Below are 19350 nucleotides of genomic sequence, written 5' to 3'. Positions count from 1 at the left end.
GCTGTTGTGAAATATGTTGTTTCGACCATACATCTCACCACAAATAATGTGCCGTCAAAGATTCCCGAATGAACCTCTTGTGTTCGCGGCGACACCGCCGGCACGGCCACGTTGTGTCCGGCCACAGCGACGGCTGCCCGTGCCCGGCGTCAGAATCGACGTGTGTCGACCTACCAATGGATTCCGCGGGTGGCGTGTACGAAGTTCTTTCTGCGCCTGTCGAATTCCGCACTCTCGTGCGTAGATTCGCTTCCCCGTGCTGCGGCCGAGTCCTCGAACATCATGAATGCGCGCTTGCGCACGTAGTCCATCGCCGTCGGGTTGACGGCATCGGCAACGGAAGCGAACTCACCGAACGGTGAGCTGACTCGGCGTGGCCGATGGACGATTGCGTCGGCGAGGACGTCGGCGGCCTGATCGGGGCTCAGGGTAGGAAACTTGTCATATATCTCGGTGGGACCGATCATCGGCGTCTTCACCAACGTCATGTAGACAGTCGTGAACCTGATCCCGTCACGAACGACTTCCGCCTGGAGCGAGTCGCACAACGTGTCCAACGCAGCCTTGCTCGCGATGTATGCGCCGAAGCGAGGCGCGCGGACTTGCACTCCGGCCGACGACAGGTTGATGACCTGACCGAATCCCAGTTCGCGCATCCCCGGGATGAATTTGAGGATGAGTTGAACCGCGCCAAGGTAATTCAGCTGAATGGTGCGCTGATAGTCATGAACTCGGTCATAAGACAGTTCGAGCGAGCGCCGAATCGAACGGCCGGCATTGTTGATCAGGATGTCAACGCGGCCGAGCTCGGCGAGCACCTTGTCGGCCATCTCGGAGATCGCGTCGATGTCCGTCAGGTCGCACGGGTGCACATGCGCGGTCCCACCTACCGCGCGGATGCAGTCAGCGACCTTGTCCAGCTTCACCCGCGTTCGGGCGACAAGGATCACTTCACCGCCCGCACCCGCGATTTCCTTTGCCGCCGCCTCACCGATGCCCGAAGATGCGCCGGTGATGAGCACGATTTTGCCGTCGACTGCGTCGTGGAGCGTGCGGCCTTGCACCGTGTCAATGAGATTCCGCCAGTAAAACGGCCGATTCCTGCCCGCCGAGCTCGGCGTGTTGAGAATGTGCGATATCGCCGTGATCGGCTTCCCGGCTAAGGATCTGAGGTCGCCAAGACTGATCATCGCGGCGCTGCAGGGCTTCCGCTGGCGAACTGACGAAGTTCCACCCATGGACGTAGACGAATGGTCCCAGGGTCGACCACGACACGCCTCCAAGCAGGACAGGCAAATTCGGGTCCGTCTATAACGCCGTTGCTCACAATTCGATTTTCGCGATGGCGTCGTTCGCTGTCGATGTCCCTACGAACGACGAAACTGATCAATCGGTGTGGCGGCTAACAATGCGCGCGAAAAAGCCCACCTCATCGTTGATCTCGTTTGGCGAAAGTCGGCGCCGGTGTGATCGGGCACAATGTTCGGCGCTCAACAGTGTCACCGACGACATGGACGGCCGGCAGAAGTCTTGTGACAGTGGTGGCTGACTAGCCGTCTACTTCGACAGACCAACATTTGAGGCCACCACACAAATGACTGAGTTCATGCGTCAGACCGATGCGTTCGCCTGGGCGATGGAAAGCGACCCGAGGCTGAGATCAACTGTGGTTGCGGTGATTCTCCTCGACAGATCCCCGGACTGGGACGATCTGTGCTACCGGTTCGATCTGATCAGTCGCAAGTTTCCGGTGTTCCGGCAGCGGGTCGTCGAGTCACCACCGCCGGCTCCGCCGCGATGGGAGGACTGTCCCGATTTCGACCTGGACTTCCACATGCGCAGAGTCACCGCTGCGACACCCGGAACGCTTGACAGCGTGCTCGAGTTGGGCCGCCTGGCGGAGATGGAGGCCTTCGATCGAGCCCGGCCGCTCTGGAAGGTCACCCTGATTGACGGGCTGGCCAACGGCGAAGCTGCCGTCCTATGGACATTTCACCATGCGCTCTCCGATGGCGTGGGCGGCGTGCAGATCGCCATGACCCTCTTCGATTCGGCCGAACATCCGCAACAGCAGGCTAATTCACCGACTGAGCCGGCAATGTTAGAAGCGTCTTGGCTCGACGGCTATCGCGACACGTTCCGGTATATCGCCAGGCGATTCGTCAGTGCATTGACCGGTGCAGTCAAATCGACCGCGAGACTGACGCATCAAAGTATTCGGCATCCGGTCGCCACGGCGGCTGCGGCGGCTGCGATCGCCGCCTCGGTATATCGAACCGTACGTCCCGTGAACCGAACCGGGTCGCCGCTCATGAAGGAGCGCAACCTCATCCGGCATCTGGCTGTGCACGAGGTGTCGATGCCACAATTGCGGGAGGCCGCGCACGGCTGCGGAGCAGCACTCAACGACGCATTCATCGCGGGTGTGACTGGCGGGCTGCGCCAGTACCACGAGAAGCATGGCGCCTGCGTTGGCGAACTGCATATGACGATGCCAATCAGCCTGCGCACCAACGCGGACGAAATGGGCGGTAACCGCATCACCTTGATGCGGTTCGACGTGCCGGCCGGGGTCGCTGACCCGGGTGAGCGGATCAAGCAGACCCGAGAGCGCACCGGCCGGGCGCGCCGGGAACGATCGTTGCCCTACACACAGGTGATCGCCGGAGCGCTGAACCTGATGCCCCGCTGGTACATCGGCTCGATTCTGCGTCACGTCGATTTCCTCGCCAGTAACGTCGGCAGCATACGAGCGCCCGCGTGTGTCGGCGACGCCCTGGTGCGCTCTGTTTACGCGTTCGGTCCGACGATCGGCGCGGCCGTGAACGTCACGCTGCTGACCTACGCCGAGACATGCTATCTGGGCATCGATATCGACTCCGGCGCGATCCCTGATCACGACGTGCTCAGGGAATGTCTTATCCACGGCTTCAACGAAGTTGTTGCGCTAGCGCCGACGGGACGACCGCTTTCGTCAGACATCATTTCTCCCGCCTCGGAGAGGTGTTAGTCGGATCGCGTCAGAAGTGTTGTGGTGCTGTGGGATTGAAGCAGCCGAACGGAGAATACCCATGTCGGACCTCACGTGTTAGAGCAGATTGCCCGGCTGGCCACCCTTGCACCGCGGCGGATTATCGCGATAGCGGTCTTGGCCATGATCGGTACGGCAATTTTCGGTATCCCGGTGGCGAAAAGCCTGTCCGCGGGCGGGTTCGAGAATCCGAATTCGGAGTCTCAGCGCGCGACGAACCTGTTGGCCAACGAGCTGCATCAAGGCGACCTGCAGATGCTGATCACCATCACCTCCGACGATGGTGCGCAGAGCAGCGCCGCTCGGGTGGTCGCTGCCGACATCGTGCGTCAGCTTCACAACTCGCCCTACGTGGCGGAGGTGACGTCGCCTTGGACTGCACCCCCGTCGGCCTCGGCCGGCCTGATCAGCAAGGACGGCAAGACGGGCCTGATAGTCGCGGGCATCAACGGGGGTGAGAACGAGGCACCTAAGCACGCGAAGGCGCTCAGTGACGCATTGGCGCACGACCGTGACGGTGTGACGGTGCGTGCCGGTGGTGACGCGATCACCTATGCGGAGGTCATAGACCAAACCGAGCGAGACCTAAATCTCATGGAAGCCATCGCGATTCCGCTGAGCTTTCTGGTGCTGGTGTGGGTGTTCGGTGGTTTGGTGGCGGCCGCGCTTCCGATAGTCGTCGGCGGTTTTTCCGTTTTCGGATCGATGGCGGTGCTACGCGCCGTCAGTTTGGTGACCCAGGTCTCGATCTTCGCGCTGAATCTGTTGGTCGCGATGGGGATGGCGTTGGCGATCGATTACACCCTGCTCATCCTCAGCCGCTTCCGTGACGAAGTCGCCGATGGTGCGGAGCCGGACAAGGCGTTGGCGCGGACGATGGCGAGTGCCGGTCGGACGGTGCTGTTCTCGGCCACGACGGTCGCACTGTCGATGTCGACGCTGGTTCTCTTTCCGATGTATTCACTGAGGTCGTTCGGCTATGTCGGCATCGCGGTGGTGGCGTTCGCGGCCATTGCCGCGATTGTGGTAACGCCGGCGCTCATCGCGCTGCTCGGCGACCGACTCGCGGGGCGCAAGCACGGGTCGAAACCGTCGATCGAACGGCCGATTCAGCAGACGTTCTGGTATCGATGGGCCAAGTTTGCGATGCGGCGCGCTGTCCCGATCGGGCTGGCGGTTGTCGCGCTGATGCTGACCCTCGGCGCACCGTTCTTCGGTGTCAAGTGGGGCTTCCCCGACGATCGCGTGCTGCCGACATCAGCCTCGGCACGTCAAGTCGGAGATCAGCTGCGGACCGATTTCGATGACGACCAGGCGAGGAATGCAACTGTGGTGGTCTCAGATACCGCCCGCGTCACGCCGGAGGCGATGAATGCCTACGCTTCCCAGCTGTCTCGGGTACCCGATGTGTCGTCGGTGTTTGCGCCGGGCGGCACATTCGTCGCCGGTGCGCTCGTCGGACCACCATCGACGGCGACCGGGACAAACGGCAGCACCACGTTTCTCACAGTGGCGAGCAGCGCGCCCCTCTATTCGCCGGCGTCCACCTTGCAGCTCGACCGGCTTCACGCCGTCCCGGGTCCCGCCGAGGGGCATATCCTCATCGGTGGCACTGCGCAAACAAACCGTGACGCCGTCAGTGGTATTACTTCTCGGCTGCCGCTCGTGTTGACCGTAATTGCCGCGATAACATTGACCCTGTTGTTTTTTCTGACTGGCAGTATCGTGCTTCCGCTAAAAGCCTTGGTCCTCAATGTCTTATCGTTAACGGCCGCGTTTGGCGCACTCGTGTGGATCTTCCAGGAAGGCCACCTGGGGGCCTTCGGCACTACACCCACCGGCACGTTGGTCGTCAATGTCCTCGTGCAGTTCTTCTGCATTGCGTTCGGGCTGTCAATGGATTACGAAGTGTTCCTGGTGTCACGGATCCGGGAGTACTGGCTGGCATCTGACCGGACCCCTGCCGACAACGACGAAAGCGTGGCGCTTGGTTTGGCCCACACCGGCCGGGTGATAACCGCTGCGGCACTGATCATGTCGATTTCGTTTGCCGCGCTGATCGCCGCACACGTGTCGTTCATGCGGATGTTCGGGGTTGGGCTGACACTGGCCATACTGGCCGATGCGACGCTGGTACGCATGTTATTGGTGCCGGCTCTAATGCACATGATGGGCCAAATGAACTGGTGGAGTCCGAAACTGCTTGCGCGGCTGCATGAACGGTTCGGGATCACTGAGTCGCGCCGCCCGCCGGCCACCGAATCGGCGGATGATAAGCGGTCGACATCACGGCAGGCATCCGTCTAGCGGGGCCACGGCGGTGTCGGACCATCGGTGCTCACAGCACGACTTGCGGCCCTGCAGCAGAGTTACCGTGCTGACGTTCGTATCCGCGGTCGGCGCAGAGACGATGTGAATCCGCACAGGCCGCGCTGCCTATTGCTATTACCAGTCACATCGACGGCGCCGGCTGCGCACTCGACAATGGAATCAGCTGGCATAGACAGGAATCCAGCATGTGGCGGCATGATCCCGCAGAAGCTGTAGCAATGGATTGGAGATCAAAATGAGAAGACTTGTTGTGCTGATGTTGCGGCAGGGATGTGGCTGGCACCTCCGGCATTTGCCGACGACGGTGATAGCAGTAGTACGCCGCCACCTGTGATCTCAACAGGCGGCAAGATCAGCGGAACCAACCAAGGCAGTTCTTGTGGCAACCGGCAGACCCAAAAATTCGGTCCCGTTGCGACGTCTAATCCCTACGGCTGGGCGCAACCCGACTGGCCAGGGTTTTTCACTGTGAACGCGCCAACACCAAGCTCGGGTTGTTCAAGATGACTGTCGTCTGATCTTCGATGGCTATCGGAATGAATCCCGCGATGGGCGAACCATGCGAGGGACGGATCCAGTCCGGTTCGAATCTTCTGGGGCGCTGTGGATAACACTTGAAGGCGACCCAGATCGTCTGCCGCTGCTATCCACTCGCCACTGTCAATCAACTCTCATCGACGAATTCCACAACCGTGCCCCTTGGAGACCTGAAGAACGAATCGCGAAGGTTGTCCTCGGCAGCATCGGGGTCTACTTCGACGGGCTCGTCGAGTGTGATCCGGTAAACACAGAAATCAGCATGTCGTGCCGCGATCGCGCGCGCTACGTCAAGCCGGGTTGTCGCGTACGTGTATTCCTTGCCATCGAGCGGGTCCAGCGTCTGGCTAACAGGGTCGCCGGCATTAAGGCCCCGCACATCAGGCCGGTAGTAGGCGGTGCGGAATCGGTCTGTCGAGGGCTTCATCTCGGCTCCTTGGTTCTGGTCGACCGTTCAAGCCTCGCCGTCGCGTCGGTCAGCCGTCGATGTGTTTCCGAACAATCTGAGTGGCTCACATGGTGTCATCACGAACATTGCGAAGACGCGGTGCGAACACCAATCTCGCGTGAGACGGCGCCGTTGTTCATCGGCACCGTGAAAGGTCAACGGTGGTGTCTCCGTCGACGTCGACAAGGGCCACGGCTTCCACAAGTCTCGAGTTGACCAGGTGAACAGAGCGGAAGCGGGAATCCTATGAGCAGCTACCGGATTGGCTACATCATCGGCAGCCTTTCAACCAAATCGATCAATCGGACGCTGGCCAAGGCGCTGATCAGGTTGGCGTCTCAGAATCTAGAGTTCGTGGAAATCCCAATAAGTGATCTTCCGTTGTACAACCACGACTTCGACGCGGATTACCCGCCGGCTGGTCTGGCGCTCAAAGATGCGATCGTGGCTGTGGACGCGATGCTGTTCGTGACACCCGAGTACAACCGGGGCATCCCCGGCGCCCTGAAAAACGCTATCGATTGGGCCAGCCGCCCGCATGGAACTAACTCGTTTGCGCACAAGCCGTCAGCGGTGATCGGCGCCTCGCCGGGAAAGATCGGAACCGCTGTCGGGCAGCAGAGTCTGCGCAATGTGCTCAGCTTCTGCAATTCGCCGTTGATGGAGGCGCCGGAGGCCTACATCCAGTTCACTCCCGGCTTGATCACCGAGGCGGGCGATGTCACCGACGAGAGCACCGAGCAATTCCTTCGCGATTTCATGGAAGCGTTCGACGAGTTCGTCACTCGCGTTCTCGCGAGCGCTGCCGCCTGAAGAGTTCGGCGCTCCCCGCTCAATCGTCGAGCTCGGATTACATCGACCGCGTCATGATTATCGCGTGGTTGATGCGGTTTTCCGATGACGCATGCGTCTGATCCGTCCGAAGCGGTGACGTTCCGAGGGTAGGGTTGTCGCCACTTCCGGTGCAGATGCCGGTGATCTCACGGTGCGAGGCGACGCGATGGAGTTGATTGACCGTCACGCCGAGCGCGAGGCGCTCGACCGGTTAGTTGCAGCAGTTCGCGCCGGTGAGAGCCAGGCATTGGTGGTGTCCGGGGAAGCGGGTGTCGGCAAGACCGCGTTGCTTGATTACCTAGCCGGTAATGCGTCTGGCTGCCGCATAGTGCGCGCCGCGGGTTGCCAGTCCGAGATGGAATTGGCATTCGCCGCACTGCATCAGCTTTGCGCGCCCATGCTGGGTAGCCTTCAGCGTCTCCCTGTGCCGCAGCGTGAGGCCGTGCGGACCGCGTTCGGGATGAGTTCCGGGCCGGCACCCGACCGGTTCTTGGTCGCGCTGGGGGTGCTGAGCTTGCTGTCCGAGGTTGCCGACGGGCAGCCTCTTGTGTGTTTGGTCGATGACGAGCAGTGGCTCGATCGCGCCTCCGCGCAAGTCCTTGGGTTCGTTGCGCGCCGTTTGCTGGCGGAATCAGTTGGCCTGGTCTTCGCGGTCCGGACCCCGAGCAGTGAGCTGTCGGGGTTGGGCGAGCTGAAGGTCGAGGGCCTGCACGAGCTAGACGCGCGAGCGCTGCTGGACGCTGCGTTGACTGGACCGCTCGATGCTCGAGTGCGCGACCAGATCGTCGCCGAGACTCAAGGCAACCCGCTTGCATTGCTGGAATTGCCCAGAGGATTGACGACGCAGCAGCTGGCTGGCGGGTTTGGGTTTCCTAACACAGTGCGATTGTCCGACGGAATCGAAGCGAACTTCCGTCGACAGGTCGAAGTTCTTCCCGACGAGACCCGGCGCCTCCTGCTGATCGCGGCGGTCGAACCCGTCGGCGACCCGGCGTTGGTGTGGGGGGCCGCAGCGCAGCTGGGGATCGGAGCAGAAGCGGCGGCGCCCGCGACGCAGGCGGGCCTCGTCGAGTTCGGTGTCCGAGTACGGTTTCGTCATCCCCTGGTGCGCGCGGCGGTTTACGGCTCGGCGCCCCCACAGGAGCAACAACAGACGCACGGTGCGCTGGCGGACGTCACCGATCCAGAGCAAGACCCCGACAGATGCGCCTGGCATCGCGCCCATGCCGCGCCGGGGCCGGACGAGGCCGTCGCCGCGCAGCTGGAGCGCTGCGCGGTCAGGGCGCAAGCGCGTGGCGGCGTGGCTGCGGCGGCGGCCTTCCTCGAGCGCGCCACGATGTTGTCGCTGGACCCCGCGCGTCGCACCGACCGGGCGCTGGCTGCCGCGCATGCAAATCTACAGGCGGGGGCTTTCGAGGCGGTGCGGCAATTGCTATCCATTGCGGAGGCCGGATCGACCACCGATCTGCAGCAAGCACGTATCGACCTGATTGAAGCCGAGCTCGCGTTCGTCACAAACCGGGGAAGTGATGCGCCGTCCCTGTTGCTGAAGGCCGCCAACCGCCTAGAGCCGACAGACCCAAAGCTGTCGCGCGCGACCTACCTGGAGGCATTTTCGGCCGCGATCTTGACTGGCCGCCTGGCCCTGGGCGGTGGTGTGCTGGAGGTGGCGCGCGCCGCCGGGACCGCGCCGCCGCCGCAGCACGCAACGCGCGCTCCCGACCTTCTCCTGGAAGGGCTGGTTGCGCACTTCGACAGGGGATATGAGGCCGGACTGCCGATACTGCGGAGGGCACTCGAGGTCTTCGGCATCGGCATGTCGGCCGACGAGCAGCTGCGCTGCCACTGGATAGCCGGCGTCGCGGCGGCACACCTCTGGGATGACGATCGCTGGCATCTGCTCACCGACCGGCACGTTCAGCTTGCTCGCGGCGTCGGTGCGCTCAGCGAACTGCCGCTGGCCCTCAGTTTGCGTGCGGTCACGATGTTGTTCGCGGGCGATCTGACCGGCGCAGCCTCCCTGGTCGGGGAACATCAGGTCGCGGTGGATGCGACCGGCAGCCACATCTCCAACCCCGCTGAATTGGGTCTGGCGGCTTTGCGCGGCAGACAAGCCGAGACGGCCACGCTGATCGACGCGACCATCAAGGAGGCGAACCTCCGAGGTGAAGGCATCGGTATCGCCATCGCCGAATGGACGAACGCCGTGCTGAACAATGGCCTCGGTAACTACGAGAAGGCGATGCAGGCAGCCCGGCGCGCGTCCGCTTGCTCGGTCGAAATGGTGGTACCGGGCTGGGCTGCAGTCGAGCTCGTCGAGGCGGCAGTGCGCAGCGGACACAACGACGTCGCCGCCGATGCGCTGTGCCGGGTGACCGAAAGGACTACACCCAGCGGCACCGACTGGGCACGCGGCGTCGAGGCTCGCTCGCGCGCGCTGCTGAGTGAGCGTGACGCCGCCGAACGCCTCTATCTCGAGTCGATCGAGTGTCTCAGCAAAACCCGCGTCCGCGCCGAGCTCGCTCGCGCTCACCTTCTCTACGGGGAGTGGTTGCGCCGTGAACGCCGCAGGATCGACGCGCGGGTGCAGCTCCGCGTCGCCCACGACATGTTCGAGGCGATGGGAATCGATGCGTTCGCGGAGCGGGCCAGACGTGAGCTACATGCCACCGGAGAGACGGCCCGCAAGCGCACCATTGCGACAAGCGATCAGCAACTTACCGCGCAAGAGGCCCAGATCGCTCGGATGGCGCGCGAAGGCCTGTCCAATCCGGAGATAGCTGTCCGCATGTTCATCAGCGCACGTACGGTCCAATACCACTTGAGCAAAGTCTTCACCAAACTCGGAATTGCGTCGCGTACGCAGCTCGACCGCGTCCGGCTCGACTGAGCGTCCACTGGCGTCGGCGACAACGAGCGTCGGCCAACGTTGTCATTGGCACCATCGACGGGTGCGCAGTCGCAGCTCAGGATCAAAGAGTCGACGGAAAGTCCTGACAAATAAGGGCATTCGCACGCCTCCAACGTCGTAGGCGGCGTCGGCACTACAAGCAGAACATCTTGACGAAATGAGGAACATCATGAGTGATCAACCTGTGCAGCAGCTCTGGAAATGGGGATTGGTTTCCGGTGTGCTGACAATCGTCTTGGGAGCAATTGTGCTGGCATGGCCCGGCCCGACGATTGGCGTAGCTTCGGCCCTGTTCGGCGTCTACCTCCTGGTGAGCGGGTTTGTGCAGCTGTTCATGGCGTTCACCCTGCCGCGCGCCACCGGCACCCGAGTGTTGTTGTTCATCAGCGGTGCGCTGTCGGTGGTGCTGGCAATCATGTCGTTCCGGAACTTCGGTGAGGGTTACGCTGTTCTTCTGCTGTCCCTGTGGATCGGGATCAGCTTTGTCTTCCAAGGTGTTTCGGAATCTGCGATCGGAATCACCACACCCGGCTTGCCCGGGCGCGGCTGGTACACGTTCCTCGGCATCATGTCTGTCATCGCTGGGTTCGTCGTGCTTATCTGGCCGTTCGATTCGATCGTTGCGCTTACCTTCGCCGCCGGCATCTGGCTGTTGATTCTCGGCGTGATCCAGATCGTGCGCGCGTTCCAGGTTCGCAAGGACGCCAATGTCGTACGGGAAACCATCGACTCGGTGTCCGACCGGGTGACAGCCCAGTAACGACGCGACTGATGACTGCGGGGATGATGATGACCGCTGGCAATGCGCCGATTGCGCTAGCACCAGACCCCAAATCGGGGGATAGAGCAGTCGACGCAGACAGCCGTACCCGGTTTGAACGCGAAGTCATTCCGCTGCAGCAGATTCTGCATCGCCACGCGATTCGCATGTGCCGCAACCACTCGGATGCCGAGGACCTCGTCCAAGACACCATGATGAAGGCGTACAAAGCGTTTCATTCGTTCCAGCCAGGCACAGGTCTCAAAGCGTGGCTGATGCGGATCATGACCAACTCCTATATCAACGGCTACCGCAAGATGCGGCGCCAACCGGTGCTGTGCTCCGCGGAGGACATCGGCGAGTGGCAATTGTCCACGGCTTACCAGCATTCGGCGGGCCGCGATCTACGTTCAGCTGAAGAGCAGGTCCTGGATTCACTGCCGAACAGCGATCTCAGGAAGGCGATGGAGGCTCTGGCGCCGCAGTTCCGCCAAGTGGTGTTCTATGCCGACGTTGAAGGCCTGCGGTACAAGGAGATCGCCGCGATCATGAACACTCCGACCGGGACGGTGATGTCGAGGCTTCAACGCGGCCGACGGCAATTGCGCCAACTGCTCGAACCATGGCCACGCACAGCGTAGTGCGTGGCGTGGACGGTCGGGTGACCCGTGAAAACAGTAACGGCTCAGTGGCACAGAGCAGATCAATTTAAAGCGTTCTCTCTGAGGGCAATCGCCTTGGCGATGTTTCTCACAGCCACAGGTGCGGCAGTCGGTCTACTCGTGAATCCTCCGGCAATCGGCGGCGAATCCCTGTTGTCTCGATCGGGCACCCCTGGTCCACCGGTATCGCCATTCGAGGAGGTGGCCTCAAAGGTGCTACCGAGCGTCGTGACGCTGCAGGAAGCACGAGGTGAGCGGTCAGAACTCGGGTCAGGAATCATTCTCAGCTCCGACGGGCTGATCATGACGACCAACTCGGTGTTGGCCGGCATCGTCGGCAGACCCGAGGCGGTCCAGACATCGGTCAGATTCAGCGACGGTCGCACGGCACCGTTCGAGGTGGTTGCCACTGATCCGAGAACCGACGTCGCCGTGGTGTGGGCGCTGGGTGTTTCGCGGCTTACGCCAATCACTTTCGGCTCCTCGGCGGACCTCCTGGTCGGTCAGCCGGTCGCGGCAGTGGGATCTCCGCTCGGATTGACCGCAACCGTTACGTTGGGAGTAATCAGCGCGCTCAACCGTCCGGTGCTTGGCCCCGACTTCACGGCATTTGACGCGATCCAAACCGACGCGGCGCTCAATCCGGGCAATTCTGGCGGAGCGCTGGTCGACAAGGATGGAAAGCTCGTCGGAATGAATTCGGCGACGGGCCGACTGGCCGGAAACGATAGGCGGAGCGGTTCGATCGGTATCGGCTTTGCGATTCCAGCCGACCAGGCCCGGCGCATTGCGAGTGAACTCATTGCCACGGGTTCGGGCTCGCATGCCTGGCTGGGCACAGAAACGACGAGTGAATCGAACTCGAGGGGCGCAAGAATCATGGAAGTGAGAAGCGGCAGTCCCGCTGCCGCCGCCGGTTTGTGTCCAGGCGCGCTGGTGACCCGATTCGACAACGTGGCGATCGGAAGTTCCGGCGGCTTGGTCGCCGCCGTGCAGTCCACGCCGCCCGGTGCGACGGTGTCGATGGGGTTCATCGACTCTTCGGGCGATGAAACCACCGTCCAGGTCGTCCTCGGCAGCGACCAGGGCCGGCGGTGAGGACGTTCGGTTCAGTGTGCGCTGATACATCAGTGGACTGGTCAGGTTGTGCGCGCAGACAGTGACACTGTGCCGCGCCGTCACGAGAATTCAGATGTAACGTAATGCGACAGAAGGAGTTCCCCATGACGGACGTCGATCTCAGCGCACAATTCGACGCGATTACCACGCGAGCGAAAGACGCGTCGGACAAACTGAAGGCCGCCGGTCAACGCAGCCGGGATCAACTGAAAAGTGATGCCGAGAGGGCTCGAGATCGAGTCAGTGCGGCCGCCGACCGAGTCGACGACAAAGTCGACGAGGCAGGAGACAAGGTGTCGTCACGCTGGCGTGAGATCCGTACCAAATGGCACGCGCACGTCGTCGCGGTGCAGGCGGATCTCGATCAGGCCGGAGACGACATCGAGGCCAGCTACGCGGAGGCCGACGCCAACCTTGCCGAGTCATACGCGGCGGATGCGATCGACTTTGCGCAGTCGGCGATCGACGAAGCCGAGTCTGCGGTCCTCGACGCCATGTATGCCCGGACTCGCGCCACTGTGCTGAACCCCTGAGCGCGTCTCGACATCGCCGTGACTCCGGGTGCTGAACGGCAGCGGGTCAACGGCTTTGGCCGACTTGACGAGGGGTTGCGTCACGCGAGTGACTGGTATCTATGGGGCCCGTACCTCAGTGAACGTCAGTGGGGCACCGTCCGTGAGGATTACAGCGCGGACGGTGAAGCCTGGACCTACTTCCCGCACGACCACGCCCGGTCACGCGCCTACCGCTGGGGCGAGGACGGTCTCGCTGGATTCTGCGATATCGAACAGCGGTTGTGCGTCGCGTTGGCGTTGTGGAACGGCTGCGACCCGATCCTGAAGGAACGGGCGTTCGGCGTCACCGGGTCAGAAGGCAACCACGGCGAGGACGTCAAGGAATACTGGTGGTGCCTTGACGCGGTGCCGAGCCATGCGTGGAACAGCTGGCGCTATCACTATCCACAGCGGGCATTCCCGTATCAGCAGTTGCTCGACGAGAACTGCCGCCGCGGCAAATTCGACCCGGAGTATGAGCTGCTCGACACGGGTGTCTTTGACGACGACCGGTACTGGATCGTCGACGTGTCGTACGCCAAGGCCGACCCCACGGACATCTCGATGACGGTCCGGGTCACCAACGCCGCACCCGACGCCGCGCTGCTGCACGTGTTGCCCACGGCGTGGTTCCGCAACACGTGGACTTGGGATACCGGGGCGGAGAAGCCGGCACTGGCGGCCTTCGCCCCCGGTGCCGTCGACATCGACCATCCGTTCCTCGGCGAGCTCGAGTTGCTAGCCGGCCCGGCGCCGGACGGCGGTGCGCCGGAGTTGTTGTTCTGCGACAACGAAACGAATCTCGCACGGCTGTATGACGTTGCGCCACGGACCCGTTGGCCAAAAGACGGCATCAACGACCATGTCGTGTCAGGCGCCGATACCGTCAACCCGGCACGCCGCGGCACCAAATGCGCTGCGTGGTACCGAATTTCAGTCGAGTCCGGTCAGAGCGCCGAGATACGGCTACGGCTGCGCCCGAGGGCCCAGCAGGCCGACCACGAGCGCGCGCTCGGCGCTGACTTCACCCGAGTGGTGGCCATGCGCCGTGCTGAAGCCGACGAGTTCTACGCAGAGCTCACACCCGCGCAGGCGTCGGCCGACGAGGCACACGTGATGCGCCAGGCGTTCGCCGGGCTGCTGTGGAGCAAGCAGTTCTATCACTACGACGTCGCGCGGTGGCTCGACGGCGACCCGACACAGCCGGTGCCGTCGGCACAACGGCTTACCGGCCGCAACGCCAAGTGGCGCGCCTTTTCGGCGTTCGACGTGATGTCGATGCCCGACACGTGGGAGTACCCGTGGTTTGCCGCCTGGGACTTGGGTTTTCACTGCGTGGCGCTGGTGCACGTCGACCCGGCATTCGCCAAATACCAGCTGCTGTTGCTCTGCCGGGAATGGTTTCAGCACCCGACGGGGGCGGTGCCGGCGTATGAATGGGATTTCGGCGATGTCAATCCGCCCGTGCTGGCGTGGGCGGCGCTGGAGGTGTTCGGGATCGACGGCGGCAGTGACACCGCGTTTCTGAGCAGGATCTTCGACAAGCTCCTGGTGAACTTCACCTGGTGGGTCAATCGCGAGGATGTGAACGGCTCCAATCTGTTCGAAGGCGGCTTCATGGGGCTGGACAACATCGGCCCCTTGAACCGGTCCCATCTTCCGGTCCGCGGGATTCTCGAGCAGTCGGACGCCACGGGCTGGATGGCCGCCTATGCGCTGTCCATGGCGACGATCGCGGCAATTCTGCATGGCGTCGGGCAGCGGCCCGCCCTTGATCTGGTGCAGAAGTTTCTCGAGCACTTCGCGGTGATCTCGGACGCGCTCGATACCTCGGGGATCTGGGACGAGCGGGACGGGATGTACTACGACCGCATCATCCTCACCGACGGAAAAGTGGTGCCGGTAAAGGTCCGCTCGATCGCCGCGATGATTCCGACGTTCGCCGCCGGCGTCGTCAACGAGGAAGCCATCGACCAGACGCTGATCACCGACAAGAAGTTCGCCGACTACCTGCGACGCCACGGGCTTGACGACACCGACGAGATGAGCAAGGCCGGGATCCTTCGCGGGGAACCCGGCAGGCGGCGGCTTCTCGTCGGAGTCACCGGACTCGACAGGCTTCAGCGGTTGTGCCAAAGGCTTTTCGATCCCAGCGAGTTCCTCTCACCGCACGGGTTGCGCTCACTGTCGGCGGCGCACCGCGACCACCGGTACGTCGTCGACGTGGAGGGTGTGCACGCTGAAATCGACTACGAGCCAGCAGAGTCCACCACTGCCATGTTCGGTGGCAACTCGAATTGGCGTGGCCCCGTGTGGTTTCCACTGAACTACCTCGTCGGTACGGCACTGGAGCGTTACCACGAATTCTTCGGTGAGGACTTGACCATCGAGTATCCGTCGGGATCGGGGACCACTGTCACGCTCGACGTCATTGCGGCGGATCTGTGGCAACGACTCGTCTCGCTCTTCCTGGCCGATCACGACGGTCGCCGGCCGTGCTTCGGTGGTGTCGAGCGGATGCAGTCCGACCCTCGTTGGCACAATGACCTCTTGTTCTACGAGTACTTTCACGGTGATAACGGGGCCGGCCTCGGCGCGTCCCACCAGACGGGGTGGACCGGGTTGGTTGCCGACGTGATCCTGCGTCGGTATCGGGCGTATCCGCCGGTGTCGGAGGTCATCCAGCGGCTCGTTTCCCGGAAGGAGACGTCATGAGCCTCAAGATCGCCCCAGGTCGTCCCGACCCGCTCGGCGCGACCCCGGATGCCACCGGCACGAACTTCGCCGTGTCCTCCGGCGGTGACGCAGTGACGCTGTGCCTGTTCGACGCCGCCGGTGCGGAGACCCAGCTCGTGTTGCCCGACCGCGACGGCGACATCTGGCACGGATCCGTGGCCGGCGTCGAGCCGGGCCAGGCCTATGGATACCGGGTCGCCGGGCCTTTCGACCCGTCCCGCGGGTTGCGCTACAACCCGGCGAAACTGCTTCTCGACCCGTATGCACGCGCGATCGTCGGCGATGTGCGGTACGGGTCCGAACTCCTTGGCAACACCCCGGAAAACCCTTCGGCCGCAAGTACATCGAACTCCGCCGGGCGTGTTCCGCGCAGTCTGGTCGTTGCGCCCGGCCCGCCCGCTCCGACGTCACGGCCGCAGCATCTGCTAGCCGACACCATCCTCTACGAGGTCCACGTCCGCGGCTTCACCGCGCGGCATCCCGGCGTGCCCAAAGAGTTGCGCGGCACCTACGCCGGCCTCGCTCACGAGGCGGCCGTGCACCATCTCGTCGACCTCGGGGTGACGGCCGTGGAGCTGCTGCCCGTCCACCACAGCGTGCCCGAGGAGTTCCTCCTTCAACGAGGCCTGACCAACTACTGGGGCTACAACACCATCGGATTCTTTGCGCCGCATGCGAAATACTCCGCCGCGGTGCGAGCAGGCCGGCCGGGCGGGCAAGTCGCGGAATTCCGGTCGATGGTCGACGCCTTGCACAACGCGGGCCTGGAAGTAGTGCTGGACGTCGTGTTCAACCACACGGCGGAGGGCGGAGCGGGCGGTCCGACGCTGTGCCACCGCGGGCTCGACAACCCCGCTTACTACCGGCTCGTCTCCGGGGACCTGGCGAATTACTTCGACACCACGGGGACCGGCAACTCGGTGAATGCGGACAACCCGACTGCGCTACGGATGATCATGGACTCTCTGCGGTACTGGGTGAATGACATGGGCGTGGACGGGTTCCGATTCGACCTGGCTCCGACGCTGGCCCGCGAGGACGGCGCCTTCGACCCGAGCGCTGAGTTCTTCGACCTCGTGACGCAGGACCCGGTCATCTCCCGGGTCAAGCTGTTCGCCGAGCCGTGGGACGTGCACGCCGAGGACTTTTACGAGCTTGGCCACTTCCCGCCGCCGTGGAGTGAATGGAATGGCCGGTTCCGCGACACGGTCCGCGACTTCTGGCGAAGTCAGGAGGGCCGGCTCGGCGAGTTCGCGTCGAGGCTGTGCGGCTCGTCGGACATCTTCGGTGACCGCGACGAGGGCCGCCGGCCTAGTGCGTCAATCAACTTCGTGACCGTGCACGACGGATTCACCCTCACCGATCTCGTCTCCTACGACGTCAAGCACAACGAGGCCAACACCGAGAACAACCGGGACGGAACCGACGACAACCGGTCGTGGAACTGTGGAGTCGAGGGGCCGACATCCGACCAGGGCGTGCTCGACCTGCGGGCACGCCAGAAGCGCGCGTTCCTGTCGACGCTGCTCCTTTCCGGCGGCGTCCCGTTGATGCTGGGCGGCGACGAGCTCGGCCGCACCCAGCGCGGGAACAACAACGCCTACTGCCAGGACAACGAGATCACGTACTACGACTGGTCCGCGGTCGACGGCGAGCTGCTGCGGTTCACCCGCGATCTGATCGCGCTGCGCCGTGGGCACCCGGTGTTTCGGCGGCGTCGCTTCGAGAGCGGTACAGATGCCGCCGACTTGCGCTGGTTCACCCCGTCCGGCGCCGACATGACGCCACAGGACTGGGCCGACCCGCTAGCCCGCAGTGTCGCCTTGTTCATGGACGGCTCAACGGATCCCGACGTCAGCGCCGATGGCACCCCCTTGGTCGACGACGATTTTCTCGTCTTCGTCAACGCCTGGTGGGAGAACCTCACATTTACTGTTCCCGCGGATTTGGCTTCGCGCCCTTGGGATTTCGCGTGTGATTCCTACGACCCCACCCGAAGGGGCGTGGCAGGCACACAGGTCGACGTCGGGGCGAGGTCCGTGGTGGTGATGCGCTCTCCTCGCTGATTGTCGCCGAGAGACAAAGACCGGCCAAAAGTTGGTTGTTTCGCGACGTCGTCGCAGGTGGGCGAGGCCGATAGCTTTTGCATCGAACTCAACGCCGAGTCCCACCACAACAGACCTCCCGCCTCAGCCGGGACGCAGAAAGAGAGCATCATGTCGTCGCTGTTCTACATCATCGCCATCTTCACCGTCATCGCGTCCCCGATGGTCGTGCCGGTCACGGTCACCATCGTCGGCGCGGTGCGCGACTTCCGGGAGCGTCTCGCGGCGCGGCCAGCGACCGCAGGTACCCGCGCCGTGCGGCCGGTTTTCGCGGGAGCAGTGCCCGCCGCCGCCTAACCCCCTCTCACCGGAGAAGCCCCCGACACGCATCGCGTGCGGGGGCTTTGTCCATGGTGGGATGTGAGAAACGCAACATAGTTAGGACACAACTAGTTAGGACACTAACTAAATGCTAGGGTGAGGATATGTCCAAGGCAACCGTTACAGAAGTCGATCCGCTCGAGCTCGAACGGCAGGTGTGTTTCGCGCTCGCGGTCACCAATCGCGCCGTGCTCGCGGTCTACCGGCCGCTGCTGGAGCCCCTCGGGCTGACCCATCCCCAATACCTGGTGATGCTGGCGTTGTGGGACAACGCCAAATCCGGCGACGGTCCGCTCTCGGTGAAGCAGATCGCAGCGCTGTTGCAGATGGATTCGGCAACGCTTTCGCCGATGCTCAAGCGGCTCCAGGCGCAGGGCCTGATCGCCCGGGCGCGCGGTGCGGCCGATGAGCGGACGACGCTGGTGGAGCTGACGGCCACGGGCCGCGGGCTGCGCCGTCAAGCCTTGAAGATCCCGCCGGCGGTGGTCGAACGGCTCGACGTCGACCTCACCGAACTCGAGCATCTGCACGAGGTGCTGACCCGGATCAACGCCGCTGCGCTGGCGGCCGGCGCGCTCGATGCGGAGCTGGACCGATGACCGCCGACGACGGCCGCCGGCCCGGCCCGCTGCGCTGGCTGTGGTACGCGATGGGGGGTTCGCTTGGCCCGCGCTACCGCCAATGGGTGCTACACGATCTGAGCTGCCCCGGCCGCTGGATGCGGCAGATCGTCCGCGCGGTCGTCCAGGTGCTGCCGCTCGCTCTGGTTGTGCTGCTCGTACTTCCCGCCGGCTGGGTCACGTGGGTGGGCGTGATCTGCGGGCTGGTGCTGGCCCTGATTTTTTCGGTGGCGTACTTCGACCAGTCCGCGGACTACCGCCTTGTCAGGCACGGCTTTCCGCGCGGTGCGGCGCGCGAAATCGTGATGCGCAGAGACGCGGCCAACGATCCTGATCGCATGCGCCGCTATATGCAGACGTACCGCGACAACGCGAGCTGAC

At 63.3% G+C, this 19350-nt stretch carries 15 protein-coding genes; 13 read left to right on the top strand and 2 right to left on the bottom strand.

The window, feature by feature from the left end:
- Positions 1–170: 170 nt before the first annotated feature.
- Entirely contained in the window at positions 171–1187 is a 1017-nt protein-coding gene (locus QOH60_RS11245) for an SDR family NAD(P)-dependent oxidoreductase (protein WP_526420193.1), read from the bottom strand.
- A 407-nt stretch (positions 1188–1594) separates the two neighbouring features.
- Here QOH60_RS11245 and QOH60_RS11240 point away from each other — a divergent pair, with 407 nt between their 5' ends.
- The gene (locus QOH60_RS11240) at positions 1595–3010 is read left to right on the top strand and encodes a wax ester/triacylglycerol synthase domain-containing protein (RefSeq protein WP_526420191.1); all 1416 of its coding nucleotides are present in this window, start codon (positions 1595–1597) and stop codon (positions 3008–3010) included.
- A 75-nt stretch (positions 3011–3085) separates the two neighbouring features.
- Positions 3086–5338: an MMPL family transporter gene (locus tag QOH60_RS11235; protein WP_526420189.1), complete on the top strand. Its 2253-nt coding sequence runs from the start codon at positions 3086–3088 to the stop codon at positions 5336–5338.
- A gap of 688 nt (positions 5339–6026) precedes the next feature.
- On the opposite strand, the gene QOH60_RS11230 is transcribed toward QOH60_RS11235, so the two are convergent.
- Complete coding sequence (locus QOH60_RS11230) at positions 6027–6326, bottom strand: hypothetical protein (RefSeq protein ID WP_526420187.1); 300 nt, start codon at positions 6324–6326, stop codon at positions 6027–6029.
- A gap of 267 nt (positions 6327–6593) precedes the next feature.
- Between QOH60_RS11230 and QOH60_RS11225 the strand changes: the two genes are divergently transcribed.
- The 11 genes from QOH60_RS11225 (at position 6594) to QOH60_RS11175 (ending at position 19349) form a co-directional block, all read left to right on the top strand.
- Positions 6594–7160, top strand: coding sequence for an NADPH-dependent FMN reductase (locus QOH60_RS11225; protein ID WP_526420185.1), 567 nt, complete (start codon positions 6594–6596; stop codon positions 7158–7160).
- Positions 7161–7347: 187 nt separating this feature from the next.
- The gene (locus tag QOH60_RS11220) at positions 7348–10071 is read left to right on the top strand and encodes a helix-turn-helix transcriptional regulator (protein ID WP_526420183.1); all 2724 of its coding nucleotides are present in this window, start codon (positions 7348–7350) and stop codon (positions 10069–10071) included.
- A gap of 190 nt (positions 10072–10261) precedes the next feature.
- Positions 10262–10852 carry an HdeD family acid-resistance protein gene (locus tag QOH60_RS11215; RefSeq protein WP_526420181.1) on the top strand — a complete coding sequence of 197 codons (591 nt, stop codon included), beginning with the start codon at positions 10262–10264 and terminating at the stop codon, positions 10850–10852.
- Between the two features lie 11 nt (positions 10853–10863).
- On the top strand, positions 10864–11493 hold the full coding sequence (locus QOH60_RS11210; protein ID WP_526420179.1) for a sigma-70 family RNA polymerase sigma factor: 630 nt from the start codon (positions 10864–10866) through the stop codon (positions 11491–11493).
- Positions 11494–11742: 249 nt separating this feature from the next.
- Positions 11743–12612 carry a S1C family serine protease gene (locus tag QOH60_RS11205; RefSeq protein WP_526420177.1) on the top strand — a complete coding sequence of 290 codons (870 nt, stop codon included), beginning with the start codon at positions 11743–11745 and terminating at the stop codon, positions 12610–12612.
- A gap of 125 nt (positions 12613–12737) precedes the next feature.
- Positions 12738–13166 (top strand): hypothetical protein, encoded by a 429-nt coding sequence (locus tag QOH60_RS11200; protein ID WP_526420175.1) that lies wholly within the window; start codon positions 12738–12740, stop codon positions 13164–13166.
- A gap of 18 nt (positions 13167–13184) precedes the next feature.
- Positions 13185–15902: an MGH1-like glycoside hydrolase domain-containing protein gene (locus QOH60_RS11195; protein ID WP_526420172.1), complete on the top strand. Its 2718-nt coding sequence runs from the start codon at positions 13185–13187 to the stop codon at positions 15900–15902.
- A complete protein-coding gene (glgX, locus tag QOH60_RS11190; RefSeq protein WP_526420170.1) occupies positions 15899–17989 on the top strand; it encodes a glycogen debranching protein GlgX in 2091 nt (696 codons plus the stop codon). Before QOH60_RS11195 ends, glgX begins: the two co-directional genes overlap by 4 nt.
- A gap of 150 nt (positions 17990–18139) precedes the next feature.
- Positions 18140–18325, top strand: a complete 186-nt coding sequence (locus QOH60_RS11185; RefSeq protein ID WP_526420168.1) for a hypothetical protein — start codon at positions 18140–18142, stop codon at positions 18323–18325.
- Between the two features lie 128 nt (positions 18326–18453).
- Positions 18454–18948 carry a MarR family winged helix-turn-helix transcriptional regulator gene (locus tag QOH60_RS11180; protein WP_526420166.1) on the top strand — a complete coding sequence of 165 codons (495 nt, stop codon included), beginning with the start codon at positions 18454–18456 and terminating at the stop codon, positions 18946–18948.
- Positions 18945–19349: a DUF5313 family protein gene (locus QOH60_RS11175; protein WP_526420164.1), complete on the top strand. Its 405-nt coding sequence runs from the start codon at positions 18945–18947 to the stop codon at positions 19347–19349. Before QOH60_RS11180 ends, QOH60_RS11175 begins: the two co-directional genes overlap by 4 nt.
- The last annotated feature ends 1 nt before the right edge of the window (position 19350 follow it).

The sequence above is a fragment of the Mycobacterium sp. genome (assembly GCF_032159765.1).
Taxonomy (GTDB): Bacteria; Actinomycetota; Actinomycetes; order Mycobacteriales; family Mycobacteriaceae; genus Mycobacterium.
The sequence above is the reverse complement of the archived record's forward strand: the minus strand, read 5'-3'. Positions and strand labels throughout refer to the sequence as shown.